Origin of the sequence: Nannocystis pusilla (assembly GCF_020073745.1) — a bacterium.
In the GTDB taxonomy this organism is placed as follows: Bacteria; Myxococcota_A; Polyangia; order Nannocystales; family Nannocystaceae; genus Nannocystis; species Nannocystis radixulma.
Window position 1 is genome coordinate 25,027 of the sequence record NZ_JAIRAU010000015.1, and the last position, 25,356, is coordinate 50,382.

Below are 25,356 nucleotides of genomic sequence, written 5' to 3' on the forward strand. Positions count from 1 at the left end.
GTGCTCTTAGCGGCGGGTGGTGTACTGGAAGGAGGTGGGGAAGTAGAAGCTGAGCCCCAGGAAGAAGACCACGTTGAAGGCGAGCTTCTTGACCGCGTTCTCCTTGGCGACGCCCGCGTCGTCGTACATCGCGAGCTGGTTCGGGCCGGGGCCGCGCTCCGTGGGCTCGAGCTTATCCTGGTAGATCCAGGTGCGAACGCCGAAGTTGACCGAGATCCAGTCGACCCGCGGCCCGTAGAACCGGGCGCCGATGGCGAAGTTGCCCTGGCCGGTGAGGTGGCGGAACGGCTCGTGGATCGCCTCGTAACGCGGAATCACCTGCGTCTGGATCGCGCCGCCGCCGACCTGGATGTACGACTCCCAGTGCATCAGCGCGCGGTTGAACACCGCGATCTTGCCGTAGAAGGGGTTGTAGAGGAAGTTGACGCTCGCCTGCCAGAGCGTCTTGTTCGCGGTCAACAGCACGCTCTCCTGGAAGCGGATGTTGGTGTACCGCGAGGTCTTGTTGCCGATGAAGGCCGTGCCCGTGAGGCCGACCGCCATGCGGTTGGTGATCCAGTAGTTGAGCTCGGCGCCGACGGTGAAGTGGCGGACGAAGGGATCGTTGACCGTGATGCCGACCTGCGGCTGCAGCTCGAAGCGCTTCTTCTTCAGGAAGCGCTGGCGCTGCACGACGGTGATGAACGCCTTGTCCTGCTTCAACTGGTCGGCTTCGGAGGTCGCGCTGACCTTGCCGGCCTCGCCCGTGGGCGCCGCCTTGCCCTTGTTCTCGTCGCCGAACAGATCGGTCGACCCTCCGGCCTCGGCTTCGGCGCCGCCTCCAGCCTTGGCATCGCCGGCGGGCTTGGCAGGCGTCTCGCCTTCGGCCTCGTCGAGGACGATGGTGTCGTCGTCGGCCGGTGCCGCAGGTGCGGCGGGGGCAGGGGCGGGTGCGGGTGCCGCGAGGGCGGTTCCAGGAGCAGTGAAGGCCCAGGCTGCCAGGAGAACAGCCGAGCCGGTCAAAGAACGTCGCATGCTCACCTCAAGGTCGACTGGCACGTGGGTATCTCGGAGGTCAGGCCCAGCGGCCTGTGGAGAGGCCCTGGTGGGCCGTAGGGACGAGGCTTCTGGCCCGAGGGCCGGAGGACAAGTAGCAGGAACTCGAGTGCAGGCCCAGATGGGCGGTTCCAGGCCGGGAGGGCCGTGAAGAGAATGCCGGAGCGGGAAGAGCTGGGGGAGGAAATCAGCAGGCCCAGAGGGCACCCGACTACCGATGCCATAGACACCGGTTTAGGGGTGTCGGACGGTATCACAGCCAACCACTAGGTCACAACAGGACAAGCTATCTTTGATGCCGGGCGCTGTTTGGAGCAAAGGCACGCATGGGGCCGCGTAGGCCCCAGGGCCGGCATTCTCGCAGGTGAAGGCCCGACGCCGGAACGCCGAGCCGGCCGCGAGATTGCGGAAGACGATCTCCGCGCCGGGGGTTACGTGACCCGTCACGAGCGTGCGTCGAGGCGTCGAGGGCGCAATTTCAAACACGGTATTGAATCGTAGAAAGTGCCAGTCACTGGGGATCGCCGAACATCGCTTCCACGAACGCGTCGGGGTCGAACGGGCGCAAGTCGTCGATCTTCTCGCCGATGCCGATGAAGCGGACCGGCACCCGCAGCTCGTCGCACACCCCGAGCACCACGCCGCCCTTGGCGGTGCCGTCGAGCTTGGTGAGGACGAGGCCGGTGAAGTCCATCGTCTCCTTGAACAGGACCGCCTGGGCCAGCGCGTTCTGGCCGATGGTGGCGTCGAGCACGAGGAAGGTGTCGTGCGGGCCGTGGACGTCGCTCTCGCCGACGCCGCGGGCCCGCGCCAGCGCCTTGGCGCACGAGCGGCGGATCTTCTGCAACTCGTCCATCAGCTCCTTCTTGGTGTGGAGCCGACCGGCGGTGTCGCAGAGGACGACGTCGAAGCCCTCGCGGGCGCCGCGGGCGATGCCGTCGTGGATCACGCTCGAGGGGTCGGCGTTCTCCTTGCCGAGGTGGATCTCGCAGCCGACGCGGCGGGCCCAGATCTCGAGCTGCTCGCCGGCGGCGGCGCGGAAGGTGTCGCCGGCGACGAGCAGGACGCGGCGCCCGGCGGCCTTGTGGAAGGCGGCCAGCTTGCCGAGCGTGGTGGTCTTGCCGACGCCGTTGACGCCGATCATCAGGAGCACGTACGGCGGCGGGTTCGGGCTGTAGTCGAGCGGCGCGGCCGGGACGTTCAGGATCTGGCGCGCGGCGCTGCGGATGACGGTCCAGACCTTGTCGGCGTCGGCGACGTCGCTGGTGTTGAGGAGATCGGTGACCTGATCGAGCAGCTTCTGCGCCGCCTTGGCGCCGATGTCGGCGGTGAAAAGGACGCTCTCGACCTCGTCGCGCAGCTCGGCGCTCACGCGAGGGCGGCCGCGGAACAGGCGCGCGAGCTTGGCGACGAAGCCGCCGCGGGTGCGCGCGAGGCCCTGGACGTAGCGCTCCTGCTCGGCGGCGCGGGCGAGCTCCTCCGGCGTGAGCGGCCGGACCGGGGCCTCGGGAGGGCGGCGCACCGGCGCTTCGGGTCCGGGCGCGAGGGCCCTGTCCGCTTCGCCAGCTGGCAATTCGGGCGGCGCCTTGGCCGGCGGGAGGGCGCGCCGACGCGCGTAGACGACGCCGCCGGTGACAAGGAGGGCGCCGAGGATGGCGAGGAGCAGGTAGATCTCGGTCGAGGTCATCGGCGACTGCCACTGCAGCGGTAGCACAGCCGGCGCCGCTCTTGAAGGGTTCGCCCGTCGCTCCGCGAGATCTGGGAGATCTCCGGGCGCGGGTCGCGGGCGCCGGCGGGTCCGGGCGTGCCCCGGGTCGCCAGACCCGCAGTTCGTCGCCGGAGATCGTCGCGGCGGGCTTTTCCAGGGCGGCGGGTGGTGCTATCTCGCGGACGCCAGCGTTTTTTTGCGCGCCCAGCGATGCGAATCAAGAAGATCGAGGTCAACGGGTTCAAGTCCTTCGCGGACCGCGAGGTCATCCATGTCGACGACCACGTGACGGCGATCCTCGGTCCCAACGGCTGCGGCAAGTCGAACGTGGTCGACGCGATGCGCTGGTGCCTCGGCGAGCAGCGGGCCAAGCACCTGCGCGGTCAGGGCATGGCCGACGTGATCTTCGCCGGCTGCTCGACGCGCGGGCCGGGCAACGCGGCCGAGGTGACGCTGACCTTCCAGAACAACGGGCAGGTCCCGGCGGCGTACCTCAACTTCGCCGAGATCGCGGTGACGCGCCGGCTGTTCCGCGACGGCACCAGCGAGTACCTGATCAACAAGGTGCCGTGCCGCCTGCGCGATATCCAGGAATTGATGGCGGGCACCGGCGCCGGCACCCGCGGCTACTCGATCATCGAGCAGGGCCAGGTCGGCCGGATCGTCAGCTCGAAGGCGGAGGAGCGCCGCTACATCATCGACGAGGCGGCCGGCATCACCCGCTTCAAGGCGCAGAAGCAGGCCGCCGAGAAGAAGATCGAGCAGACGCAGCAGAACCTGCTGCGCGTGTCCGACGTGCTGTCGGAGCTCGAGGCGCGGGTCGGCAACCTGCGCCGGCAGGCGCAGAAGGCCGAGCGCTACAAGCGCTACCGCGCCGAGCTGCGCGACCTCGATCTGTGGATCGCCAGCCATCGCTTCCTCGAGCTCGAGGCGACGCGGCGGGTGCTCGAGAAGCGGCGCGGGGAGCTCGGCGAGCAGGTCGACGACATGCGGGCCACGCTCGCGGCCGCCGACGCGCGCGGCGAGGCCCAGCGCACCGAGCTGCTGCAGCGCGAGGAGGAGCTGCGCGCGGCCCAGACGGCGGTGTTCGACCTCGACAACCGCATCAAGCTGGCCGAGAGCGAGGGCCAGTTCCGCCGTCGCGAGCAGGAGGGGGCGCGCCAGGCGGTCACGCAGGCGCGCGCCGAGGCGGCCGCGGCCGAGCGCTCGCTGGCGGCGCTGCGCGGCGAGCTCGAGCAGGTCACGGCCCAGCTGGCCGAGCTGCGCGAGGGCGCCGACGAGGGCCACGACGAGGCGGCGGCGCGCCTGCAAGAGGAGCACGACGGGCTGGCGGCGCGGCTGCGCGGCGAGGTGTCCGAGTTCGAGCGCGGGCGGCAGAGCCTGGCCCGCCTGCACCAGCGCGAGGCGACCGCGGCGGCGCAGCTGCAGGCCCGCGCCGAGGGGTTGTCGGATCTCGAGCAGCGGATCTCCGGCCTGTCCCAGGAGACAGAGCTGCTCGGGATCCAGCTCGAGCGCGACCGCGGCGACCTCGAGGTCGCCGAGGCGGCCCGTGAGGCGGCGCTCGAGCGGGTGGCCGCGCTCGGCGAGCGCCGCGCCGCCCACGACCGCGAGAAGCAGGCGCTCAAGGGGCAGATCAAGGCGGCGGAGCAGGCCCACGACGGCGCCCGCGCCCAGCTGCAGCGGGTGCAGTCGCGGGTGCAGTCGCTCGAGGAGATCCAGAAGCGCTACCGCGGCTGCGCCAGCGGGGTGCAGGTGGTCATCCAGAACCGCGAGGCGCTGGGGGCCGAGGCCGGCGGGGCGATCCTCGGCATCCTCGCCGACCACCTGGCGGCGCCGGCCAACCTCGAGGCGGCGCTGTCGGCGGTGCTCGGCGACCGCCTCCAGGGCGTGGTCGTCGACGGGGTGCGCGCCAGCGCCGCGGCGGTCGCGCTGCTCAAGGCCAAGCAGGAGGGCCGCACCTCGTTCCTGCCGCGCGAGTGCCGGCCTCGTATGGCTGGCGCCGAGGGCATGTCCGAAGGGGCAGGGTCGTTCGGCCCTGGTCTCGAGGACATGCTCGAACGACCAGGCGTGGTGGGTCGCCTGGTGGACGCGATCGAGGTGCCCGGCGAGCTGCGGCCGCTGGCCCGGGCGCTGCTCGGCGACACGGTGGTGGTCGAGGACCTGCCGCAGGCGCTCGAGCTGTGGCAGGCCGGGGCGACGGCGCCGCTGGTCACGCTGGCCGGCGACCGCGTCGAGCCGACAGGCGTGGTGATCGGCGGGTCGGCGCAGGGGCTCGACTCGGCGCTGCTGCAGCAGAAGCGGGAGATCCGCGAGCTGCACGAGCAGGTGACCGCCCGCGAGGCGGAGGTCGCGGCGGCGTTCGAGCAGCTCCAGCTGCTGGTCGAGCGCCAGAGCCAGCTCGAGGCCGAGCGCGAGATGAGCGAGATGGAGCTGCTCGAGTCGGAGCGGGTCAAGCTGGCGCGCGTGCAGGAGGTCAGCCGCCTGCAGCGGGAGATCCAGCAGCTGGCCCAGCGGGTCGAGCAGCTGACGAAGGAGCGCAACAAGCTGCAGGCGTCGCTCGGCGGGCGTGAGGAGGAGCGCGCGCGCCTGACCGAGGAGCTGGCGCAGGTCCGCGAGGAGCTGCCAGGGCTGCAGCAGACGATCGTCGACGCCGAGGCGCGCATCGAGATGCTGCGCGAGCAGCAAGCCCAGGTCGCGGAGATGCTGACCGAGGCGAAGGTGGCGCTGGCGCGCTTCCAGCAACAGCTCGGGGCGCTGACGGCGGCCGAGGCCCGGCTGTCGCGCCAGGTCGCGGCGGAGGACGAGCGCCTGCAACGGCTCGGCCAGGCCCAGGTCGAGGGCGAGGCGAAGATCGCGGCGCTCGAGGAGGCGCTGCAAGCGGCAGAGGCCGAGCGCGAGCAGCAGCTGGAGGCCCACCGCACCGCGACGACGACGCTGCAGGCGGCGCGCGAGGCCCACGACGCGGTCCGCACGGCCACCGACGAGCTCGACCTGTCGGTCCGCAAGCTGCGCAACGGGCTCGACGAGCAGCGCGAGCGCCTGGCCGAGGTGGAGAGCGCGCTGAAAGAGCAGCGGATGGAGGCGCAGCACCTGGCGGCCGACATCCGCGAGCGCTTCGACGCCGAGCTCGAGCTGTCGCTGTGCGACTACCACGACCGCCCGCTGGCCGGCCCCGACTCGGCGGCGCGCCAGCAGGAGCTCAAGCGCGTGCTGGCCCGCATGGGCGAGGTCAACCTGACGGCGATCGAGGAGTTCGAGGAGGTGTCGAGCCGCTGCGAGTACCTGTCGACGCAGAAGCGCGACCTCGAGTCGGCGATCTCCCAGCTTCAAGAGGCGATCGACAAGATCAACAAGACGACGCGCGAGCGGTTCCTCGAGACGTTCCGCGAGATCAACGAGCGGTTCCAGCAGGTGTTCCCGCGCCTGTTCAACGGTGGCCAGGCCCTGCTCAAGCTGACCGACCCCGGCGACCTGCTCGGCACGGGGGTGGAGATCCAGGCCCAGCCGCCGGGCAAGCAGGTCCGCAACCTCGAGCTGCTGTCGGGCGGCGAGAAGGCGCTGACGGCGGTGAGCCTCATCTTCGCCATCTTCCTCATCAAGCCGAGCCCGTTCTGCCTCCTCGACGAGGTCGACGCGCCGCTCGACGAGGCGAACGTCGGCCGCTTCGGCGCGATGGTCCAGGAGATGGCGCAGAACACCCAGTTCATCATCATCACCCACAACAAGCGGACGATGGAGATCGCGGACCGCCTGTACGGCGTGACGATGGAGACCCGCGGCGTGTCGAAGCTCGTCAGCGTGAACATCAAGCGCGCGGTCGAGATGGCGGTGGCCTGAGCCGCACGCCCGTCGAGAGTTGCAGCACCGGCCGGCGTGTTGGCGGCTCGAGGCGATCGAGCGGGCGATGACGGTGCTGCCCGGCGGGGCGTCTCGTGTGGGGAGTCGCGGGGCGTGGAGAGTCTCGGGTGCGGGGTCGCGGGGCGTGGAGAGTCTCGGGTGCGGGGTCGCGGGGCGTGGAGAGTCTCGGGTGCGGGGTCGCGGGGCGTGGAGAGCGTGGCGGGGCGGCCCGGGGACGGCGCAGCGGGTCCCTGCGACGCGGGTCCTTCCACACCAGGTGCTCGACGCCGCAGGCGAGTGGGGCGAGTCCGGAGATAGGCCCGGCGTCTGCGCGCCAGGTGCAGAGCCCCCCGCTGCTTCCCGCTGCGCCGTCCCCGGGCCGCCCCGGCGGAGTGTGTGGTGGCCCCGCTCGTGGCCGGGCGGAGATGGGCGAGTGTGGATGGCCGCAGGGACATGCTCGTACGCGCATGTGCGAATGGGCATGGCCGATCGGGTATGTTCGTGAGGACATGCCCGCGGACGGCGGGGAGGTCAGCCGGCCAGGAGTTCGCGGGTGGCGGCGACGATGCGGTCGAGCGAGTGGGCGAGGACGTGGGCGTCGTCGACGACGTCGAGGCGGACGCGCGGGTGGGCGGCGGCCCAGGCCTCGACGGCGGCGACGGGGATGAGCTCGTCGTGGCGGCCGTGGATGGCGATGGTGGGGCACGGGGGGGCGAGGTCGAGGGCGTCGGCCGGGGGCTCGTGGACGATGAGGGCGGGGGCGCAGAGGACGAGGCCGTGGACGTGACCGCCGGCGCGGGCGTGGAGGATCGCGCCGCACAGGGCGGTGAGGCCGCCGTAGCTCGAGCCGACGAGGACGCAGCCGTCGTGGGCGGCGAGCTCGGGCAGGAGGGTGGCGACGCGCGCGGCGAGGTTCATGCCGGTGAAGTCGGGGGCGAGGAGGTCGAGGCCGGCGGCCCGCAACGCCCGCGCCTTGCGTCCCTGCGGGCTGCCCTCGAGGCCATGACAGAAGACGACCTTCATGCGCGGGAGGATACGCGGCGGACCAGCCGCCGTGGTAGGCCATGCCCATGCCGGTGTTCGCGTTGACGGACGAGCTGGTGTTCCCCGACCCGAGTCAGGCCGAGCCGGACGGACTGCTGGCGCTCGGCGGAGATCTGCGTCCGGAGCGGCTGCTGCTGGCGTACGCGCACGGGATCTTCCCGTGGAGCAGCGAGGACGAGCCGCTGCTGTGGTGGTCGCCGGCGCCGCGGGCGGTGCTGGTGCCGGGCGCGATCGAGGTGCCGCGCTCGCTGGCGAAGGCGATCCGCCGCCGGCCGTACCGGATCACGCTCGACCTGGCCTTCGAGGCAGTCATCGCGGCGTGCGCCGAGACGCCGCGCCCGGGTCAGGACCGCACGTGGATCACGCCGGGGATCCGGGCGGCGTTCATCGATCTGCACCGCCGCGGCCTGGTCCACAGCGTGGAGGCGTGGGACGGCGAACGCCTGGTCGGCGGGCTGTACGGGCTGGCGATCGGGTCGGTGTTCTGCGGCGAGAGCATGTTCGCCCGCGCGGACGATGCGTCGAAGATCGCGTTCGTGGCCCTCGCCGAACAGCTGCGCCGGTGGGAGTTCTCGCTGATCGATTGCCAGGTCGAGACGGCCCACCTGCGCCGCTTCGGGGCGGCTCCGGTCGAGCGGGCGGAGTTCATGCGCCGACTGACGGAAGGGGTGGCACGCCCCTGGCGCGTGGGAGTGTGGCGGCTCGACGAGGACCTCGCCGGGCGCAAGGACGGCGGACCGCCGCCGCGCGAGGCGCCGCCGCCGGTGATGTGGCGGATGTCCCGAGAGACAGGTGATGCGGGCGAGGGAGCGCGCGAGGAGCGACCGCCGGGGCGCCGCAAGCGGCGAGGGAGCGCCGCGCGCGTACACGCGGAGGGGCCCGTGGGCGGCGATGAGATGGCGCGAGGGACAGGTGAGGAGACGGGGGCGGGCGAGGCAGCGCGAGCGGCCGGCGCTGCGGCGGAGATCGGCGACATGGCGCATGGGACAGGTGAGGGGACGGGAGCGGACGAGAAGGCGCGAGGGGCAGGCGAGGGCACGGGCGTGGGCGACATGGCGCACGGGACAGGTGAGCAGGCGAGCGCCGGGGCCGGGTCGGGAGCGGCGGAGGTCGGTGCGGGCGGGGCCGAGACTGGGCGATCGCGGGGCGAGGGCCTGGCGCGAGGGACAGGTGAGGTGCCCGACGGCGAGGGGGCGCAGGGGCCGGGGGGCGGGGCGAGCGGCGGGTGAGGGTCGGGTCGGCGAGGGCGACGCCGCGGCGCAGCGGGCTCGCAGGGGCCATTCGGCTGCGTCGGGCGTGACGGGCGGAGGTGCGCGGGGGTATCATCCGCGCCCCAATCGCATGCCACGCTCGCGCGTCGTTCGCCTCCTCGCACCGCTCCTCTTCACGGCCTGTACGACCCGTACGGCGGCTCCCACGCCGCCGCTGGCGCATCAGCCGGGCGCGCCGCCGCCGGCCCCGGCGACGCCGGGCAAGGCCGGCGCCGACGGCAAGGAGGAGGCGCCGAAGTGGGACGTGAACGATCCGCCGGGCGAGGAGACGGAGGTCGCGATCGACGTCACCGAGGGCACGTGGATGAGCCTCGACGTCAGCCCTGACGGGACCGAGATCGTGTTCGACCTGCTCGGCGACCTGTACACGCTGCCGATCGCGGGCGGCGAGGCGAAGGCGCTGACGTCGGGTCTGGCGTGGGACATGCAGCCGCGCTACAGCCCCGACGGCAAGTGGATCGCGTTCACCAGCGATCGCGGCGGCGGCGACAACGTGTGGGTCATGCCGCGCGTGGGCGGCGAGGCGCGGCAGGTGACGAAGGAGGACTTCCGGCTGGTCAACTCGCCGGTCTGGTCGCCGGACGGCAACTTCATCGCGGCGCGCAAGCACTTCACCAAGCACCGCAGCCTGGGGTCGGGCGAGATCTGGCTGTACCACGTGTCGGGCGGCAAGGGCCTGGCGATGACCGAGAAGCCGAACGACCAGAAGGATGTCAACGAGCCGGCGTTCTCGCCCGACGGCAAGTACGTGTACTTCAGCCAGGACACGACGCCGGGGTCGCGCTTCGAGTACAACAAGGATCCGTACTCCGGCATCTACACGATCCGCCGGCTCGAGCGGGCGACGGGGCGCATCGAGAACCTGGTCGGAGGGCCAGGTGGCGCGGCCCGCCCGACGCCGTCGCACGACGGCAAGTCGCTGGCGTTCATCCGCCGGATCGGGGCGACGCCGCAGCACCCGGGCTCGACGGCGCTGTACGTGCGCGACACGAAGAGCGGGCTGGAGCGGCTGGTGGCCCGCGGGCTCGAGCGCGACAACCAGGAGACGTGGGCGATCCACGGGGTGTACCCGGCGATGGCGTTCACGCCCGACGACCGCGCGATCGTGTACTGGAGCGGCGGCAAGCTGCACCGCGTCGACGTCGCCAGCGGCAAGGTCAGCGACATCGCGTTCCACGTCAAGACGACGCGCAAGGTCCAGCCGGCGCTCCGCTACCCGGTGAAGGTGGCGCCGCCGGAGTTCGCGGTGAAGATGCTGCGCTGGCCGACGGTCAGCCCCGACGGCAAGTCGGTGGTCTATCAGGCGCTCGGCAAGCTGTACGTGAGGACATTGCCCGACGGACAGCCGAAGCGGCTGACCAGCCAGAACGAGCACGTCGAGCTCTACCCGACGTTCACGCGCGACGGCAAGTCGATCGTGTACGCGACGTGGGACGACCAGGGGTTCGGCAGCGTGCGCGTGATGCCGGCCAAGGGCGGCAAGAGCCGGGTGCTGACGAGCGAGCCGGGCCACTACGTCGAGCCGACGGTGTCGCCCGACGGGCAGACGGTGATCTATCGCAAGGTGGCGGGCGGGTGGACGCGCTCGCCGGCGTGGTCGGAGGAGCTCGGGCTGTACGCGGTGCCGCTCCGCGGCGGGGCGCCGAAGCGGATCGTCCGCGAGGGCGAGCAGCCGCACTTCGGGGCGGCCAACGACCGCCTGTTCTACGCGCTCGAGGGCGACGACAAGGTGCAGCTGTGGAGCGTGGGGCTCGACGGGACCGAGCCGTATCACCACGCGAACAGCGAGCTGGCGACGGCGTTCAAGGTGTCGCCCGACGGGCAGTGGATCGCCTGGCAAGAGGGCTTCCAGGCCCACGTGGCGCCGTTCCCGGCGACGGGGCGGGTGATCGACCTGGCGCCGCGGATGGAGGCGGTGCCGGCGGTCACGGTGTCGAAGGACGCGGGCAACGAACTGCACTGGTCGGGCGACAGCAAGCGCCTGCACTGGTCGCTGGGGCCGCAGCTGTACACGCGCGCGCTCGACGAGGCGTTCGCGTTCCTGCGCGCGGACGCGAGGCCGCCCGAGGGGCCGCTGCCCGACGCGCCGGGGATCGAGATCGGGTTCACGACGGCGACGGCGCGCCCGAAAGGCGCGGTGGCGCTGGTCGGCGCGCGGGCGATCACGATGAAGGGCGACGAGGTGATCGAGTCGGCGACGATCGTGATCCAGGACGACCGGATCCAGGCCGTCGGTCCTCAAGGACAGGTGGCGATCCCGGCCGGCGCGCGCACGATCGACCTCAAGGGCGCGACGGTGATCCCGGGGCTGGTCGACGTGCACGCGCACTTCTCGGCCGGCGAGCAGGGCATCGTGCCGGAGCAGAACTGGCACCACCTGGCGGCGCTGGCGTTCGGCGTGACGACGCTGCACGACCCGAGCAACGACACGGCGACGATCTTCGCGGCCAGCGAGCTGCAGAAGGCGGGGCTGATCGCGGCGCCGCGGCTCTACTCGACCGGGACGATCCTCTACGGGGCGCTGGCGCCGTTCAAGGCGCAGATCGACTCGCTCGACGACGCGCGCTCGCACCTGCGGCGCATGAAGGCGGTCGGGGCGTTCTCGGTCAAGAGCTACAACCAGCCGCGTCGTGAGCAGCGCCAGCAGGTGCTGGCCGCGGCCCGCGAGCTCGAGATGATGGTGGTGCCCGAGGGCGGGGCGCTCTACCACCACAACATGACGATGGTGACCGACGGCCACACGGGGGTCGAACACTCGGTGCCGGTGGCGACGCTCTACGCCGACGCGCTGCAGCTGTGGGGCGGCACGAAGGTCGGTTACACGCCGACGCTCGGGGTCGCGTACGGCGGGCTCGGCGGCGAGAACTACTGGTACGCGATGACCGACGTGTGGAAGAACGCGGCGCTGACCCGCTTCGTGCCGCAGCACGCGTTCGCCGGCGTGGCGTACCGGCGCGTGACGGCGTCGGAGGGCGACTGGAACCACTTCCGCTCTTCGGCGTCGGCGAAGAAGCTGCTCGACGCGGGGGTCGGGGTGAACCTCGGCGCGCACGGCCAGCGCGAGGGCCTGGCGGCCCACTGGGAGCTGTGGATGCTGGCCCAGGGCGGGATGACGCCGCTCGAGACGCTGCGCGCGGGCACGCTGAACGGGGCCCGTTACCTCGGCCTCGACGCCGACATCGGATCGATCGAACCCGGCAAGCTGGCCGACCTCGCGGTGCTGGCGAAGGACCCGCTGGCGGAGATCCGCAACACCGACTCGGTGACGCACGTGATCGTCGGCGGCCGCGTGTTCGAGACGGCGACGATGCGCGAGCTCGGCGGGCTCGGCTACGTGCCGCAGCCGCTCTACTGGGCGACCGCGGAGGGGCAGGCGAGCCCGGCGACGGCGCCGAAGCACGCGCGCTGCGATCACGGCGAGGGGTGAGGGGCGGGCTCAGGCCACGGCCGACGCAGGTCGTCGCCGTGGCGTCGTGCGTCGCCGCTGTCGAACTCCAGGACGCGTGAGCAGCTGTCAGTGCCGCGGCACGACGTAGGTGACGGCGGTGGCGCTGTTCTGCTTGAGCGCGTCGCCGAGGTCGAACACCCAGGTCGCGTGGCCGTCCATCTCGCACGTGTCGTGCGCGATGTCCTCGCACAGATGGAACGGCAGCGGCGAGCCCTGGCCGGGGACGACGGCGAAGCCGGTCCAGCGCGGGCAGCCGCCGTACCACAGGTTGAGCGTCATCTTGCAGTCGGCGAGCTGCGGCTCGCCCTCGCGCAGCCTGTCGGCGATCCGGGTGCCGTCGGGGCAGCGATCGAGGACGAGGCCGACGTAGTTGTTGCCGTCCTTCTTGAGGGCGAAGGCGGGATCCTTGCTGCGATCGTTGGTGCTGACGGCGCCAGGATCGCTGGAGGAATGGGCCGGTTCGGGCTTGGGCTTGTCGGGCTCGGCGGCCTTGGTGGCCGGAGTGGCCGGAGCGGGAGCCGCCGCAGGCTTGCCGCTGTCGCAGGCCGCGAGCGAGAGGAGGGTGAGGAGGACGAGCGAGCGTTCCATGGGCATCTCGCGGGAGGAGAAGGTTGGTGGAAGCGATGGCTCAGCGAACGCCGGCAGGGACGCTGTAGGTGACCTCGGTCGCGCTGTTGATCTGCAGCGCGGCGCCGATGTCGAACAGCCAGGTCTTGTTGCCGGCGAGCTCGCACTTGTCGGCCTCGGGATCGACGCAGACGTAGAACGGCAGCGGTGAACCCTTGCCGACGACGACGCTGTAGGGTTGCCAGGTCGGGCAGCCGCCGAAGTGAAGCTCGAGGCGGAGCTTGCCGTCGGCGACGGCGGGCGCGACCTTCGGGGCCGGGGCGCTGTAGGTCCCCTCGGGGCAGGCGTCGCGGACAGGGCCGAGGTAGTGGTCGCCGTCCTGCTCGAGGGCGAAGGCGGGATCCTTGCTGCGATCGACGACCGCGGGACTGGCAGGCTTGGCCGGCTCCGCCGAGTTGGCCGGCTCTGCGGTCTTGACCGGATCTGCGGGCTTGGCCGGATCTGCGGTCCTGGCGGGGGATGGCTCGACGCCGCCGCACGCGGTCGCGCCGAGGAGGAGGGTGAGGATCACGGCTCGTGGCATGGACATGTCTCGCGGTGGTGTCTCAACGCCGCGACGGAGAGGAACCCTACCCTGGTTTCGTCGAGGACACCGCGACGAGATGTCCCAGACGACCTCGGGGTATGGCAGGCCTCGCCGCCCGAGGGCGGATGAGACCTGGTGCTCAGGACATGTCCTGAAGGCCTAGTCCCACTCGCACACGCCGTCGTGCTTGCACTTCTGGCCGGGGGCGCAGTCGGCCGCGGTGGCGCAGGCGTAGAGGCAGACGCCGTGCTCGCACAGCAGGCCGGCCGGGCACTCGGGGTCGCTGTCGCACTCGAAGGTGCACATGCCGCCGTCGCACTCCTTCTTGTCGCAGCAGTGACCCGAGCCGCACTCGTCGTCGGCTTCGCAGAAGGCACCGACACCCCCGGGACAGTGCGGGTCGTAGCGGCAGTCCCCCCCGGGCGGTCCCGGAGGCCCGCAGGTGATGCTCAGCAGGGCGCCGAGGGTGAGGCCGAGGAGGGTGGGCAGCCAACCGGGCGATCGTGGCATGAAGGCGAGGATCGACCGGGCGGGCGTCGCCGTCAACGGGCGAGGCGGCGGTCGGCGGGCCCCGCAGCGCCGGGGGCGAGAGCGGCGAGGAGCCGGGCCTCGAGGTCGCCGCCCGGGAGCGCCCACACGCCCGTGAGACCGGCCACGCGCGCGGCCTCGATGTTGTCCCGCTGATCGTCGACGACGACGACGGCGGACGCGAGGCCGCGAAGGTGGGCCCAGAAGCGAGGATCGGGCTTGGCGACGCCGAGCTCCCCGCTGCACACCCAGTGATCGACGAGGCCGGCGTCGCCGAGCCGCTCGCGGACGACGGCGAGCCACGCGCTTGCGAAATTGGTGGCGAGCGCGATCCTGTGGCCGCGCGCGCGCACCCGCGAGACGAGGGCCAGGCGATCTGTCCGCAAGCGCAGGCAGGCCCGGTAGGCCGCCGCGGCGTCGCGGTCCCAGAACGCGTCCTCGTCGATGGCGCCGATCCGCAGGCGGTGCCAGCGCTCGCGGTCGGGGGCGCCGTGGATCTCCCGCCACGAGGGCTCGGCGAGCACGCCGATCAGATCGAAGGCGACCAGCGGCAGGTCGGCGGATTGGGTTGGATGTTCGGACATGTTCTTGAAGGCCTGGTCGTCTATCATGTCCTTGTGGACATGTGCTTCAGAGCAGGCCGTAGCGGACCAGGTGATCGGGGGAGCGCTGCCACAGGTGGCCGACGACGGCGGTGGCGGCCACGTCGAAGCGCTCGGCGCCGGCGCGGAGGCGGCGGAACACCGGCGAGGCCTCGCGCGCGTCGTAGGCGAGGAGGTCGAGGGCGCCGCGGGTGTCGGGGTCGGCGAGGGCGGCGAGGAAGGCGTCGTAGGCGGTGACGAGGCCGGCGCACAGGGGGAGGCCGCCGAGCGGGCGCAGGGCCTCGGCGGTGCGCAGGAGCGGCGGCTGCGGCAACATCTCGGCGAGCCAGCCGTCGCGGGCGTCGTCGGGCAGGAGGGCGGCGCGACAGAACACGGCGAGGTTGGCGAGGTGCCACAGCTTCCGCGAGTGGCGGAGCTTGAAGTAGCGGACGGCCCAGTGCTTGCCGGCGTTCTCGACCTTGAACCGGTAGTCGACGCAGATCGTGCGGTAGTAGCGGTGGAGGTCGTTGCTCAGCGAGGTGAGGTAGCGGCCGCGGGTGGTGGCGCCGCCGGCGTAGGCGCCGAACACGGCGTCGACGACGGCGGCGGCGTCGGCGGCGTCGGCGAGCCAGGCGCCCTCGGTGAGGAGGAGGGCGCGGTAGGTGAGGTGGTCGTTGCTGTCGCCGCGGCCGCCGATGTCGCCGAGCAGGTCGTCGAGCGCGACGGCGCTGTGGAAGGTCTTGTCGGGGACGTCGTAGCCGCGCCGGCGCAGGACGGCGGCGACGGCCTCGCGCGCGCTGCGGGCGGCGTCGGGGTCGCAGGCGCCGCGGCGGTAGACGACGGCGAGGTCGAGGTCGCTGAGGGCGCTCGACTCGTGGCGCCCGAGCGAGCCGAGCGCGAAGGCGGCGCAGCCGGGCGGGACGAGGCCGGCGAGCAGGCGCCGCAGCTCGGCGAGGCGGGTGTGCGAGCCGGCGGCGGCTTCGAGGACGTGGACGGCGTCGGCGTCGGTCAGGCCGAGCTCGGTGAGGAGAGGGCGGTAGTCGACCGGGCCGCGCACGTCAGATCTCCGGGCCCTCGGCGCCGGGTAAGACTGTCCATCGGGACATGTCCTGGTGGACATGGTCGTCGAGACCGATGGGGAGCGTCAGCTGGGCGGCGGCGTGGCGCGGGCTGACGAACGCGAGCTGGCGGGTGTGGCGGTAGCGGCGCGACCACTGCTTGCGCGGCAGGCCGTGCGGGCCGGCCTCGACGCTGGTGTCGACGAAGTAGCGCTTGTGCACGCGCGGGACCACGTCGTCGCCGGCCTCGGGCGGGACGCGGGTGCGCTGAAAGCGGTCGTCTTGCCCCTCGGACAGGCCGCTGCGGCGCGCGTGGGCGTCGGCGAGGGCCCGCAGGGCGGCGTCGTCGAAGTCGGCGAAGCGGGCGAACACCCGCGCGTCGAAGGCGTCGGCGACGGCGCGCGACAGCTCGGCCTCGCAGACGATGTTGGAGGGGAGGTTGATGACCTCGCTGTAGATCCGGTCCTTGAGGGCCCAGAAGCGGTCGATGACGGGGAGGGCGTCGGCGTCGATGAGCAGCTCGCGGCCGTGGCGGACGAACACGGCGCGCGGCAGGCGGACGCCGGCGCGGCCGAAGGTGCGGGCGGTGCGGACGATGCCGTCGAGGGTGTCGAGGTTGATCGGCGCGAGCAAGAGGGCCGAGAGGTCGAGCGCGAGGCCGTCGTCGCGGCCGCCGATGATCGCCCACACGCGCTCGGGGTCGAGGTCGACGGCGCGGAGGACGGGGCGCAGCGAGAGGGCCTCCGGGATGGCGCCGTTGCCGAGGACGATCCACTCGCTGACGCCGTGGTGCGCGACGCCGAGGGCCCGCTCGAAGCCGGGCTCGGCGGCGTGCGACAGCGGGAAGTGGCCGATGTCGTGCAAGAGGCAGGCGGCGACGAAGTGGCGCAGGTCGCCGCGCGCGAGCTCGAGGGCGGCGCCGAAGCGCCGGCCGAGGGCGGCGACGCCGAGCGAGTGATCGAGGCGGGTGGCCGGGTCGTGGCTGCGCGGGTGCCAGTCGAGGGTGCCGAGGAAGCTGATCCGGGCGAGGCGCTGCACCCACGGCGAGTCCAGCAGCGGGGCGCCGAGCAGGCGGACGAGGGCCGGGGGGGCAGACACGGCCCCCGGACGCTGGCACAGGCCCGCGAAGCTGCCAAGGGGTGGGGTCGCCGCGGCCGCTTGCAAACCGGCGCGCGCTCTGCGAATCAGGCGAGGCGTGACGAAGAAGAGCGCGAAGATCCGCCACTGGCTCATGAAGAGCGAGCCCGACGTGTTCTCCATCGACGACCTGCAGCGCATGGGCAAGACGGCGTGGGAGGGCGTGCGCAACTACACCGCCCGCAACTCGATGCGCGACGACATGAAGATCGGCGACCTGGTGATCTTCTACCACTCGAGCGTCGAGCCCGCCGGGGCGGTGGGGCTGGCCCGCGTGTGCAGCGCGCCGTACCCGGACCCGACCCAGTTCGACGACAAGAGCGAGTACTTCGACCCCAAGTCGACGCGCGAGGCGCCGCGCTGGATCCTGGTCGACGTCGAGTTCGTCGAGAAGTGGGGCCGCATGGTCACGCTGGCCGAGCTCAAGGCCGACAAGGCGCTGAAGGACATGCTGGTGGTGCAGAAGGGCCAGCGCCTCAGCGTGCAGGCGGTCGCCGACAAGCACTTCGAGCGGGTGCTCAAGAAGGCCGGCGCGAAGCCGGCGGAGGCCCGGGGATGAGCGCGGCCCGCAACATCGAGCTCAAGGCCCGCTGCGCCGACCTCGAGGCGGCGCGGGCGGCGGCGGAGCGCCACGGGGCGCGGTTCGTCCGCGTCGAGCACCAGCGCGACACGTTCTTTCACGCGCGCCAGGGGCGGTTGAAGCTGCGTGAACGGACATGGCGCGAGGGACAGGACTCGGAGGACAGGTCGGATGCGGAGCTGATCCCGTACGAGCGGTCCGACGTCGGCGAGGCCCGCGAGAGCCGCTACCACGTGGTGCGGGTGATCGAGCCGCAGGCGCTGATCGCGGCGCTGGCGGCGGCGCTGGGGATCCGCGGGGTGGTGGCGAAGCGGCGCGAGCTGTGGATGTGGAAGAACGTGCGGATCCACCTCGATGCGGTCGAGGGGCTGGGGTCGTTCATCGAGTTCGAGGCGGTGATGCTCCCCGGCGAGACCGACGCGGAGGCGCACGCGCGGGTGGCGGCGCTGCAGGCGGCGCTCGGGCTGGCGGACGCGAGCGTGGTGCCGGTGGCTTACGCGGACCTGCTCGGGCTGTGAGGGGCGGGGCGATCGAGCGCCCCGGGGGCGGAGAGGCGCGTCCGGAGGCGCGGGGCGTGGAGAGCGTGGCGGGGCGGCCCGGGGACGGCGCAGCGGGTCCCTGCGACGCGGGTCCTTCCACACCAGGTGCTCGACGCCGCAGGCGGGTGGGGCGTGTGCGAGGATAGGCCCGGCGTCTGCGCGCCAGGTGCAGAGCCCCCCGCTGCTTCCCGCTGCGCCGTCCCGGGCCGCCCTGCGGAGAGTGTGGTGGCCCCGCTCGTCGCCGCTCGGAGGGCGCGCTCAAGGTGGCGCGTGCGAGGAGAGGCCTGGGCGTCTGCGGAGAGCATGGTGGCCCCGCTCGTCGCCGCTCGGAGGTCGCGCTCATGGTGGCGTGTGCGAGGAGAGGCCCGGTGTCTGCGCGCCAGGTGCAGAGCCCCCGCGGCGTCCCCGGGCCGCCCTGCGGCGAGTGGGGCGGCCGCGCTCGTCGCCGCTCGGAATTCACGCTCATCGACGAATTCGTCGACGAGCGGAGGTCAGGCCGGGGCGACGAGGCGGATGTCCTGCGGGACAGGTGCGGCGCTCAGGCGGACAGCGGGGCGGCGGAGGAGCTGTCCGTGAGGACAGGTAGGGCGCGCGGGTGCGGGGCGGACTCGCGGATGATGATGGCGAGCGCGGCGACCCACACGGGGTGATCGTTGAGGCAGGGGACCAGGCGCAGGTCCTCGCCGCCCGCGGCCTTGAAGGCCTCGGCGGCGCGGATCCCGATCTCCTCGAGGGTCTCGAGGCAGTCGGCGACGAAGGCGGGGCAGAACACGGCGAGGCGGCGGACACCGCGGTGCGCGAGGGCGACGAGCTCGACGTCGGTGAAGGGCTGGATCCACGGGGTGCGGCCGAGCCGCGACTGGAAGCAGATCGTGGTGGCCTCGCGCCGCAGGCCGAGGCGGTCGCGCAGGGCGCCGGCGGTGGCGACGCAGTGGGCGCGGTAGCAGTTGCGGTTGTTGACGCCGATGCTGTCGCAGCAGCCGGGCCGGGTGAGGCAGTGAGCGCCGCTCGGGTCGCTCTTCTTGACCTGGCGCTCGGGGATGCCGTGGAAGCTGAACATGACGTGGTCGGGGCGGAAGTCCTCGAGGACAGGTGCGCCGACGCGCGCGAGGGCGTCGATGAAGGCGGGGTGGTCGTAGAACGGCGGGACGATGGTGAGGAAGGGGGTGTTCCACGGCTCGCCGGCGGCGCGGTAGAGCGCCTCGACGGTGGAGCCGGTGGAGCTGGCGGCGTACTGCGGGTACAGCGGGACGGCGACGATCCGGTCGCAGCCGCGCGCGCGCAGGGCGTCGAGGCCGCTCCGCAGAGAGGGCTCGCCGTAACGCATGGCGAGCTCGATGTCGACGTCGGGCATGGCGACGCGCAGGGCCTCGGTGAGGCGGCGCGAGTGGTGCAGCAGGGGCGAGCCGTCAGGACCCCACACGGTGCGGTAGGCGGCGGCCGAGCGGGCGGGGCGGAAGGGGAGGATGAACAGGTGGAGCAGCAGCCAGCGCCCGAGGGCGGAGATGTCGAGGACGCGCGGGTCGGACAGGAACTCGCGCAGGTAGCGGCGCACCGCGGGGGCGCGCGGCGCGTCGGGCGTGCCGAGGTTGACGAGGAGGACGCCGAGCTTCGGTTCGGGTCGCATGCGCGGCGGCATCGTGGCGCGGTTCGGCGAGGCCCGCAACTGGGCCGCTCGCTTGACGCGGGGCCGGCGCGCGCGCCACGGTGACGGGCGTGACGCCGCAGACGAGCCTTCCGCCGGGCGAGGTCCATGTGTGGCTGTGCGCCGCCGAAACGACGGTCGACGCCGACTGGCTGGCGGCGGCGCGCGGGCTGATGAACGCGGAGGAGCAGGCGCGCCAGGATCGCTTCGTGTTCGAGCGCAACCGGCGGCAGTTCGCGGTGGCGCGGGTGCTGGTGCGTCAGATCCTGGCCGGCTACACCGGGATCGCGGCGAGCGAGCTGTGCTTCTCGGCCAACCAGTACGGACGCCCGGCGCTGGTGATCGCGGGCGAGCGCGTGGAGTTCAACCTGTCGCACACCGACGGGCTGGCGGCCCTGGCGGTGACGCGGACCGGCGAGGTCGGGGTCGACGTCGAGGACGCAGAGCGCCGCTCGCGGCCGGAGGAGGTGGCCGACCACTTCTTCGCGCCGTCGGAGGTGGCGAGCCTGATGGCGCTGCCGGAGGAGCAACGACGAGCCCGCTTCTTCGACCTGTGGACGCTCAAGGAGGCGTACATCAAGGCGCGCGGGATGGGGCTGGCGATCCCGCTCGACGCGTTCGCGTACGACCTGTCGCGCGGCCGGGCGGCGATCGACCTGGCGATCGACGCGTCGCTCGGGGACCCGCGCGCGGGCTGGCAGTTCCGCCTCGAGGACCCGACGCCGCGGCACCGCCTGGCGCTGGCGGTCCGCTTGCCCGAAGGACATGCCCCAAAGGTCAGCTATCGGTGGGTCGGGCCGGCGGCGCCCGGACGGCTGGGCTGAGGCCGCAACCAAGGGCGCGGGGCGTGGAGAGCGGCGCCGGGGGGCCCGGAGACGGGCGCAGCGGGCCCCTGCGACGCGGGTCCTTCCACACCAGGTGCTCGACGCCGCAGACCGGCGTCTGCGCGCCAGGTGCAGAGCCCCCGCTGCTCCCCGCTGCGCCGTCCCCGGGTCGCGCTGCGGAGAAGGTGGCGGCCCCGCGTGGCGCCGGCTGGCTCTCGGGTCAGGGGACGTCGACCCGAGAGCGGCGGCGCTCGTGGCCGTCAGCCCTTCTGGTTCTGATAGAACGGCTTCTTGCGCTCCTCGGCGCGCGACTGGGTCGCGTGGACGAGGCCGGACCACAGGTTCTCCAGGCCCATGGCGTCGCGGACCTTGCCGAGGGTCTCGTAGGCGACCTTGCGGGCGGTGATGGTGCCGTCGACGATGATCTCCTCGGTGCGGTGCTGGTCGGCCGCGAACTCGGCCCGGCGCTCGCGGATCGGCACGAGGGTCTTCTCGAGCGCCTCGATGACGCGGTCCTGCACGGCGGCGAAGCCGATCGCGCCGCGGTCGTACTCGGCGTGCAGGTTGGCCAGTTCGTCGGCGTCGCGGATGAACGCCTCGGCGAAGCGGAACAGCGGGGCTCTGGTCGACTCGCCGGGGGCCGGGCCGGGCAGGGTGCGGATCTTGCGGGCGACCTCGTCGGGCGAGTCCTTGAGCCAGATCGCGTTGCCGGCCGACTTCGACATCTTGCGGTCGGCACCGCCGGCGACGGTGTTGACGCCGGGCAGCGCGGGCGTGGCCGAGACCGTCGGCGAGGGCACGGCGAACACCTGGCCGTAGGCGTCGTTGAAGTGCAGGGCGATGTCACGGGCGAGGGTGACGTGGATCTCGTTGTCGGCGCCGACCGGGACCAACTCGGCGTTGGCCATGAGAATGTCGGCGGCCTGCAGCACCGGGTAACCGAGCAGACCGAGCGGGACATCGGCGTCGCCGAGGCCGGCGTTCTTCGCCATGTCGTGGATCGACTGCATGCCCGACAGGCGCGCCACCGGGGTGAGCATCTGCAGCAGGATGGCGATGTCGTAGACGGCCGGAACGCCCGACTGGAGGTAGATGGTCGAACGGCCAGGGTCGACGCCGACGCTCAACATGTCGAGCACGACGTCGCGGACGTGGTTGGGCAGGCGAGCAATCTCGTCGCGCCGCGAGCGGGTCGTGAGCGAGTGCAGGTCGGCGACGATGATGAAGCACTCGTGGCTTTCCTGCAGCTTGACCCGGCTCTGCAAGGTGCCGACGAGGTGACCGAGGTGAAGCGGCCCCGTGGGGCGGTCACCAGTGAGCAATCGCGGTTTGCGAGCGTCCATCGAGCTCAAGGTTCATGGCGCCTGGCGCAAGTGTCAAGCCGCCGGGTTCGCGCGGGGCGGAACGACTCACAGCTGTCCGATCGGACAGCTGTGCGTGGACCTGCGACTCGAGCGGTGCGCTGCGGACAGCGACGGACCAAACGCAGAGCGCCGCGACCGCCAGGCGGTCACGGCGCATCTGCGCTCCACTGTCACTACGCCACCGCGAGCCCGTCGGCTCAGCGCAACGCTTCCCGCAGGCGCGGTTTGATGTCGGGGAGCACGACGCTGACGAGGATGCCCAGCTGGGCCTTGCTGCAGTCGACGGCCATACCCCAGCGGTACTTGTCCGTCAGGTCGACCACCACGATCATGACGACGCCCTCATCGCCGAGGCGGAGCATGGTCTCGTTCAGATAGTCGGGGACGGGCAGACCCGACTTCTTGATCGTCTCCATGATGCGCTCACAAAGGATGTTGAAGAGCGCGCATGCCTTGGGGCTGCTGCGAACGCCGGCGACCGACATGCCGGATGTCTTGCTGAAGACGTCGGACGCGGCCAGGCCGCCCATCAGACCGTCTTCGACCTCAGCGAGCAGTTGGTTTACGACTTTGAGATTCATTTCGAGTTCCTTCGTGATCCGTGCAGTCGGGGCCAGGTCATGGTAGCCGTGGCGCGGGGCTACGATCTATCATTTTTTTGCACGATCCGGACATTCGTCCAAATGCGCCGGAGGGCGACCGCAAGGCCCGTGGAGCCCACAAGCCTTGCGGTCACGAGCCGCGGAGGCGCGGCGCCTCAGAAGCTCAGGCCGCGGATCGGCGGCGGCGCATCTTGCTGCGTCTCTTTGAGGTAGTGCTTCGCAGCCCGTCGCAACAGCGCCTTGAGATCCTCGGTGTCCCAGGGCTTCGTGACGTACTGCCACATCAAACCCTCGTTGAGACCGCGGATAACCACGTTAATGTCGGAGTAGCCGGTGATCAGGATCCGCACCGGCGTCGGGTTGATCTCCTTGAGCTTGCCGAACAGCTCGACACCCGTCATCTCCGGCATGCGCTGGTCGCTGAGCACCAACTGGATCTCGTTGGCGCGGAAGATCTGCAGCGCCTCGGTGCCCGAGTTGGCGGTGTAGACCTTGAACATGTCGCGGAAGCTCTCCTCCAGCGTGTTGAGGATGCCCCGCTCGTCATCGACGATGAGCAACGAGAGGACCTGCTTGTCCTCCTGGCCGATCGTCCCGGTCTTCTGGAATTCCTTCCAACTCATGCAATACCTCGCTTCTCGCTGGGCAACCGGTCGTAGCGCGGGGAACCCTCGATGCGAGAGAGAGTCTGCTCCGTTCGCGCATGGTGGCAGGGGCGCATCCTCGATGCAAGGCTCGACAGCAAGCCCGTCACGAGCTCGCTGGAGCGCTGGTGAATGCAGCCGGGGCCGAGGAGCCCAGACGGCCGGAGAAGCGGCCCGTGAGGCCAGCTGGGGCCTTTTCGCGCGTGAGTGCTCACGGTAAGTCTCCTGTACCACCGTCCGACCCGCGCACGTAGCGGAAAGTGGACGCAAAGTGGCGAATTCCAGGGGCTTCGACCTCGAAGCGAAGGCCGTGGCGCATGCGCTGGCCCTTCTCTTCGAACACAGTACGCACCACGTCGGCGACGTACTCGAGGTGTTCCATGGTGTAGACGCGGCGCGGAATGGTGATCCGGCACAGGTCGAGGTTGGGGCGGATGTTCTCGCCGGTGTCCGGGTCGCGGCCGATGAGCACGCTTCCGACCTCGACCGCGCGCACACCGCCCTCCTTGTAGAGCTCGACGCACAGCAGCTGCGCCGGGAACTCGTCCTCGGGGACGTGCTGGAAGAACCGCCGCGCGTCGATGAACACGGCGTGACCGCCGAGCGGCTCGACCAGCGGGATGCCCGCCGCCATCAACAGCTCGCCGAAGCGCTTGACCTGGCCGATGCGGTAGGTGAGGTACGGCTCCTCGGTGACCTCGCGGAGGCCCTGCGCGAGCGCCTCCATGTCGGCGCCCGACATGCCGCCGTAGGTGTAGAAGCCCTCGAACAGGATCGTCGGGGCCTTGAGCCGCTCGTACAGCAGGTCGTCGCGCACCGCGATGAAGCCGCCCATCGGCACCAGCGCGTCCTTCTTGGCGCTCATGATCGCCGCGTCGGTGTAGCTGCACATCTCGGCGACGATCTCCTGGATCGTCTTGGTCGCGTAGCCGGGCTCGCGGTGCTTGATGAACCACGCGTTCTCGGCGAAGCGCGCGGCGTCGAGGATGACGAGGAGGCCGTACTGGTCGGCGATCCGCCGCACCTCGCGGATGTTCTCCATCGACACCGGCTGACCGCCGCCCGAGTTGCACGTCACCGTCATCAGGATGTAGGCGACGTGGCGCGGGCCGTACTCGCGGATGACGCTCTCGAGCCGCGCGAGGTCGACGTCGCCCTTGAACGGGTGGTAGCCCGTCGAGCTGCGGCCGGCGTCGATCGTGCAGTCGATCGCGCGGCCGCCGGCGAACTCGATGTGCGCCTTGGTCGTGTCGAAGTGCGAGTTGCCCGGCACGATCATGTGCTTCTTGATCAGCACGAAGTCGAGCACACGCTCGGCCGCGCGACCCTGGTGCACCGGGATCGTGTAGCGGTACCCCATCGTCTCGCGGATCTGCCGCTCCATCTCGAAGAAGGAGCGCGACCCCGCGTACGCCTCGTCGCCGATCATCATGCGGCCGAGCTGGGCCGCCGAGAGGGCTCCGGTGCCGGAGTCGGTCACGAGGTCGATGTACACGTCGTGCGATGCGAGGCGGAACAAGTTGTTGCCGCACGCCTCGATCCGCCGGACCCGCTCCTCATAAGGGAGCAGCGCGATCGGCTCGACGACCTTCGCCTTGTACGGGATGATCTGTCTGGCTCTGCTCATGGGCTCTCCGCGGCCTTGGCGGCCCCTTCGGTCCTCGTGCCCGGGTCCTTGGGCTCGGTCGGGATCCGAATGAGGAAGGTTACCCCCGCCGTTTCGTTGCGCGTCACTGCGATCGTTCCCTGGTGCTCCATCACGATTCGATAGCTGATCGACAGGCCCAGACCCGTGCCCTTGCCGACCGGCTTGGTGGTGAAGAACGGGTCGAAGATCTTCGAGATGTTGGCGTCCGAAATGCCCTCGCCGTCATCCCTCACCGCGATCTCGACCCAGGCACCGTTGACCCGCGTGTCGACGTGAACTTCGCCCCCGCGCGGGGTGGCGTCGATCGCGTTGTTCACGAGGTTGAGTACCACTTGGTTGAGCTTGGCGGGGAAGCAGGCGTAGGGGCGCGTGAGCGTGAGATCGGACGTCAGCTTGACGCCCTTGTCCCGCGCGTTGTTGGAGAGGATCATCAGGGTCTGCCGGATCCCCTCGTCGATGTCGGCGTTCTGGAACTGCGCCTCGTCGAGGCGGGCGAAGTTGCGGAGACCGAGGACGATCTCCGCCATGCGATCGAGGCCGATGAAGCACTCCTCGAGCACCTTCTGCGTGCGCGCGAGGACCTCGTCGATCGAGCCTTCCTTCTGCTCGCGGCTCTGGCTGACGTAGCTGAAGAACATCTTCACCAGCTCGAGCTGCTTCGGCGCCGGCATGCTGCCGAGGTCGGCGATCACGTCCTTGGCGTCGGGGCC

General features: G+C 71.4%; 20 protein-coding genes and 1 pseudogene. 6 read left to right on the plus strand and 15 right to left on the minus strand.

From position 1 onward, the window contains the following. Positions 1 to 6: 6 nt before the first annotated feature. A complete protein-coding gene (locus K7C98_RS13435) occupies positions 7 to 1,014 on the minus strand; it encodes an outer membrane beta-barrel domain-containing protein (protein WP_224192035.1) in 1,008 nt (335 codons plus the stop codon). 532 nt (positions 1,015 to 1,546) lie between these two features. Then, positions 1,547 to 2,722, minus strand: coding sequence for a signal recognition particle-docking protein FtsY (gene ftsY / locus K7C98_RS13440; protein ID WP_224192036.1), 1,176 nt, complete (start codon positions 2,720 to 2,722; stop codon positions 1,547 to 1,549). A 231-nt stretch (positions 2,723 to 2,953) separates the two neighbouring features. Between ftsY and smc the strand changes: the two genes are divergently transcribed. Continuing rightward, positions 2,954 to 6,580 (plus strand): chromosome segregation protein SMC, encoded by a 3,627-nt coding sequence (gene smc, locus K7C98_RS13445; RefSeq protein ID WP_224192037.1) that lies wholly within the window; start codon positions 2,954 to 2,956, stop codon positions 6,578 to 6,580. Positions 6,581 to 7,111: 531 nt separating this feature from the next. On the opposite strand, the gene K7C98_RS13450 is transcribed toward smc, so the two are convergent. Then, positions 7,112 to 7,603 (minus strand): alpha/beta hydrolase, encoded by a 492-nt coding sequence (locus tag K7C98_RS13450; protein ID WP_224192038.1) that lies wholly within the window; start codon positions 7,601 to 7,603, stop codon positions 7,112 to 7,114. A 47-nt stretch (positions 7,604 to 7,650) separates the two neighbouring features. Here K7C98_RS13450 and aat point away from each other — a divergent pair. Both aat and K7C98_RS13460 read left to right on the plus strand, forming a co-directional pair. Then, a pseudogene (gene aat / locus K7C98_RS44755) lies at positions 7,651 to 8,331 on the plus strand (leucyl/phenylalanyl-tRNA--protein transferase); the annotation flags it as partial. A 634-nt stretch (positions 8,332 to 8,965) separates the two neighbouring features. Further along, positions 8,966 to 12,322, plus strand: coding sequence for an amidohydrolase family protein (locus K7C98_RS13460; protein ID WP_224192039.1), 3,357 nt, complete (start codon positions 8,966 to 8,968; stop codon positions 12,320 to 12,322). A gap of 87 nt (positions 12,323 to 12,409) precedes the next feature. Here the strand turns inward: K7C98_RS13460 and K7C98_RS13465 are convergent, their stop codons facing one another. The 6 genes from K7C98_RS13465 to K7C98_RS13490 form a co-directional block, all read right to left on the minus strand. Further along, positions 12,410 to 12,931 carry a hypothetical protein gene (locus K7C98_RS13465; RefSeq protein WP_224192040.1) on the minus strand — a complete coding sequence of 174 codons (522 nt, stop codon included), beginning with the start codon at positions 12,929 to 12,931 and terminating at the stop codon, positions 12,410 to 12,412. 40 nt (positions 12,932 to 12,971) lie between these two features. Then, complete coding sequence (locus tag K7C98_RS13470) at positions 12,972 to 13,499, minus strand: hypothetical protein (RefSeq protein ID WP_224192041.1); 528 nt, start codon at positions 13,497 to 13,499, stop codon at positions 12,972 to 12,974. 156 nt (positions 13,500 to 13,655) lie between these two features. Then, positions 13,656 to 14,006, minus strand: a complete 351-nt coding sequence (locus K7C98_RS13475; RefSeq protein ID WP_224192042.1) for a hypothetical protein — start codon at positions 14,004 to 14,006, stop codon at positions 13,656 to 13,658. A 32-nt stretch (positions 14,007 to 14,038) separates the two neighbouring features. Then, entirely contained in the window at positions 14,039 to 14,635 is a 597-nt protein-coding gene (locus K7C98_RS13480) for an HAD family hydrolase (protein WP_224192043.1), read from the minus strand. Between the two features lie 19 nt (positions 14,636 to 14,654). Beyond that, positions 14,655 to 15,662 (minus strand): DUF294 nucleotidyltransferase-like domain-containing protein, encoded by a 1,008-nt coding sequence (locus K7C98_RS13485; protein ID WP_224192044.1) that lies wholly within the window; start codon positions 15,660 to 15,662, stop codon positions 14,655 to 14,657. Position 15,663: 1 nt separating this feature from the next. Continuing rightward, entirely contained in the window at positions 15,664 to 16,761 is a 1,098-nt protein-coding gene (locus K7C98_RS13490; protein WP_224192045.1) for an HD domain-containing protein, read from the minus strand. A gap of 118 nt (positions 16,762 to 16,879) precedes the next feature. Here K7C98_RS13490 and K7C98_RS13495 point away from each other — a divergent pair, with 118 nt between their 5' ends. Then, the gene (locus K7C98_RS13495; RefSeq protein WP_346660285.1) at positions 16,880 to 17,359 is read left to right on the plus strand and encodes an EVE domain-containing protein; all 480 of its coding nucleotides are present in this window, start codon (positions 16,880 to 16,882) and stop codon (positions 17,357 to 17,359) included. Next, the gene (locus K7C98_RS13500; RefSeq protein ID WP_224192047.1) at positions 17,356 to 17,898 is read left to right on the plus strand and encodes a class IV adenylate cyclase; all 543 of its coding nucleotides are present in this window, start codon (positions 17,356 to 17,358) and stop codon (positions 17,896 to 17,898) included. The genes K7C98_RS13495 and K7C98_RS13500 overlap by 4 nt, the downstream gene beginning before the upstream one ends. 559 nt (positions 17,899 to 18,457) lie before the next feature. Here the strand turns inward: K7C98_RS13500 and hemH are convergent. Further along, the gene (hemH, locus tag K7C98_RS13505) at positions 18,458 to 19,546 is read right to left on the minus strand and encodes a ferrochelatase (RefSeq protein ID WP_224192048.1); all 1,089 of its coding nucleotides are present in this window, start codon (positions 19,544 to 19,546) and stop codon (positions 18,458 to 18,460) included. Positions 19,547 to 19,635: 89 nt separating this feature from the next. On the opposite strand from hemH, the gene K7C98_RS13510 reads away from it, so the two are divergent. Further along, positions 19,636 to 20,388 (plus strand): 4'-phosphopantetheinyl transferase family protein, encoded by a 753-nt coding sequence (locus K7C98_RS13510; protein WP_346660282.1) that lies wholly within the window; start codon positions 19,636 to 19,638, stop codon positions 20,386 to 20,388. A gap of 260 nt (positions 20,389 to 20,648) precedes the next feature. Here K7C98_RS13510 and trpS read toward each other — a convergent pair whose 3' ends face one another. The 5 genes from trpS to K7C98_RS45485 all read right to left on the minus strand — a co-directional run bounded on the left by trpS (position 20,649) and on the right by K7C98_RS45485 (position 25,317). Continuing rightward, positions 20,649 to 21,731 carry a tryptophan--tRNA ligase gene (trpS, locus tag K7C98_RS13515; RefSeq protein ID WP_224192049.1) on the minus strand — a complete coding sequence of 361 codons (1,083 nt, stop codon included), beginning with the start codon at positions 21,729 to 21,731 and terminating at the stop codon, positions 20,649 to 20,651. Positions 21,732 to 21,949: 218 nt separating this feature from the next. Then, positions 21,950 to 22,333, minus strand: a complete 384-nt coding sequence (locus K7C98_RS13520) for a hypothetical protein (protein ID WP_224192050.1) — start codon at positions 22,331 to 22,333, stop codon at positions 21,950 to 21,952. A 176-nt stretch (positions 22,334 to 22,509) separates the two neighbouring features. Next, positions 22,510 to 22,977, minus strand: a complete 468-nt coding sequence (locus tag K7C98_RS13525) for a response regulator (RefSeq protein ID WP_096332777.1) — start codon at positions 22,975 to 22,977, stop codon at positions 22,510 to 22,512. 232 nt (positions 22,978 to 23,209) lie between these two features. Next, entirely contained in the window at positions 23,210 to 24,625 is a 1,416-nt protein-coding gene (locus K7C98_RS13530) for a tryptophanase (RefSeq protein ID WP_224192051.1), read from the minus strand. Continuing rightward, positions 24,622 to 25,317, minus strand: a complete 696-nt coding sequence (locus K7C98_RS45485) for a sensor histidine kinase (RefSeq protein ID WP_431312833.1) — start codon at positions 25,315 to 25,317, stop codon at positions 24,622 to 24,624. The genes K7C98_RS13530 and K7C98_RS45485 overlap by 4 nt, the downstream gene beginning before the upstream one ends. Positions 25,318 to 25,356 lie beyond the last annotated feature (39 nt).

Excerpts from the sequence above, each read along its gene's own strand:
- K7C98_RS13435 (WP_224192035.1), bottom strand. The coding sequence starts at position 1,014 with ATGCGACGTTCTTTGACCGGCTCGGCTGTTCTCCTGGCAGCCTGGGCC.
- ftsY (WP_224192036.1), bottom strand. The coding sequence starts at position 2,722 with ATGACCTCGACCGAGATCTACCTGCTCCTCGCCATCCTCGGCGCCCTC.
- smc (WP_224192037.1), top strand. The coding sequence starts at position 2,954 with ATGCGAATCAAGAAGATCGAGGTCAACGGGTTCAAGTCCTTCGCGGAC.
- K7C98_RS13450 (WP_224192038.1), bottom strand. The coding sequence starts at position 7,603 with ATGAAGGTCGTCTTCTGTCATGGCCTCGAGGGCAGCCCGCAGGGACGC.
- K7C98_RS13460 (WP_224192039.1), top strand. The coding sequence starts at position 8,966 with ATGCCACGCTCGCGCGTCGTTCGCCTCCTCGCACCGCTCCTCTTCACG.
- K7C98_RS13465 (WP_224192040.1), bottom strand. The coding sequence starts at position 12,931 with ATGGAACGCTCGCTCGTCCTCCTCACCCTCCTCTCGCTCGCGGCCTGC.
- K7C98_RS13470 (WP_224192041.1), bottom strand. The coding sequence starts at position 13,499 with ATGTCCATGCCACGAGCCGTGATCCTCACCCTCCTCCTCGGCGCGACC.
- K7C98_RS13475 (WP_224192042.1), bottom strand. The coding sequence starts at position 14,006 with ATGCCACGATCGCCCGGTTGGCTGCCCACCCTCCTCGGCCTCACCCTC.
- K7C98_RS13480 (WP_224192043.1), bottom strand. The coding sequence starts at position 14,635 with ATGATAGACGACCAGGCCTTCAAGAACATGTCCGAACATCCAACCCAA.
- K7C98_RS13500 (WP_224192047.1), top strand. The coding sequence starts at position 17,356 with ATGAGCGCGGCCCGCAACATCGAGCTCAAGGCCCGCTGCGCCGACCTC.
- hemH (WP_224192048.1), bottom strand. The coding sequence starts at position 19,546 with ATGCGACCCGAACCGAAGCTCGGCGTCCTCCTCGTCAACCTCGGCACG.
- trpS (WP_224192049.1), bottom strand. The coding sequence starts at position 21,731 with ATGGACGCTCGCAAACCGCGATTGCTCACTGGTGACCGCCCCACGGGG.
- K7C98_RS13520 (WP_224192050.1), bottom strand. The coding sequence starts at position 22,333 with ATGAATCTCAAAGTCGTAAACCAACTGCTCGCTGAGGTCGAAGACGGT.
- K7C98_RS13525 (WP_096332777.1), bottom strand. The coding sequence starts at position 22,977 with ATGAGTTGGAAGGAATTCCAGAAGACCGGGACGATCGGCCAGGAGGAC.
- K7C98_RS13530 (WP_224192051.1), bottom strand. The coding sequence starts at position 24,625 with ATGAGCAGAGCCAGACAGATCATCCCGTACAAGGCGAAGGTCGTCGAG.
- K7C98_RS45485 (WP_431312833.1), bottom strand. The coding sequence starts at position 25,317 with ATGCCGGCGCCGAAGCAGCTCGAGCTGGTGAAGATGTTCTTCAGCTAC.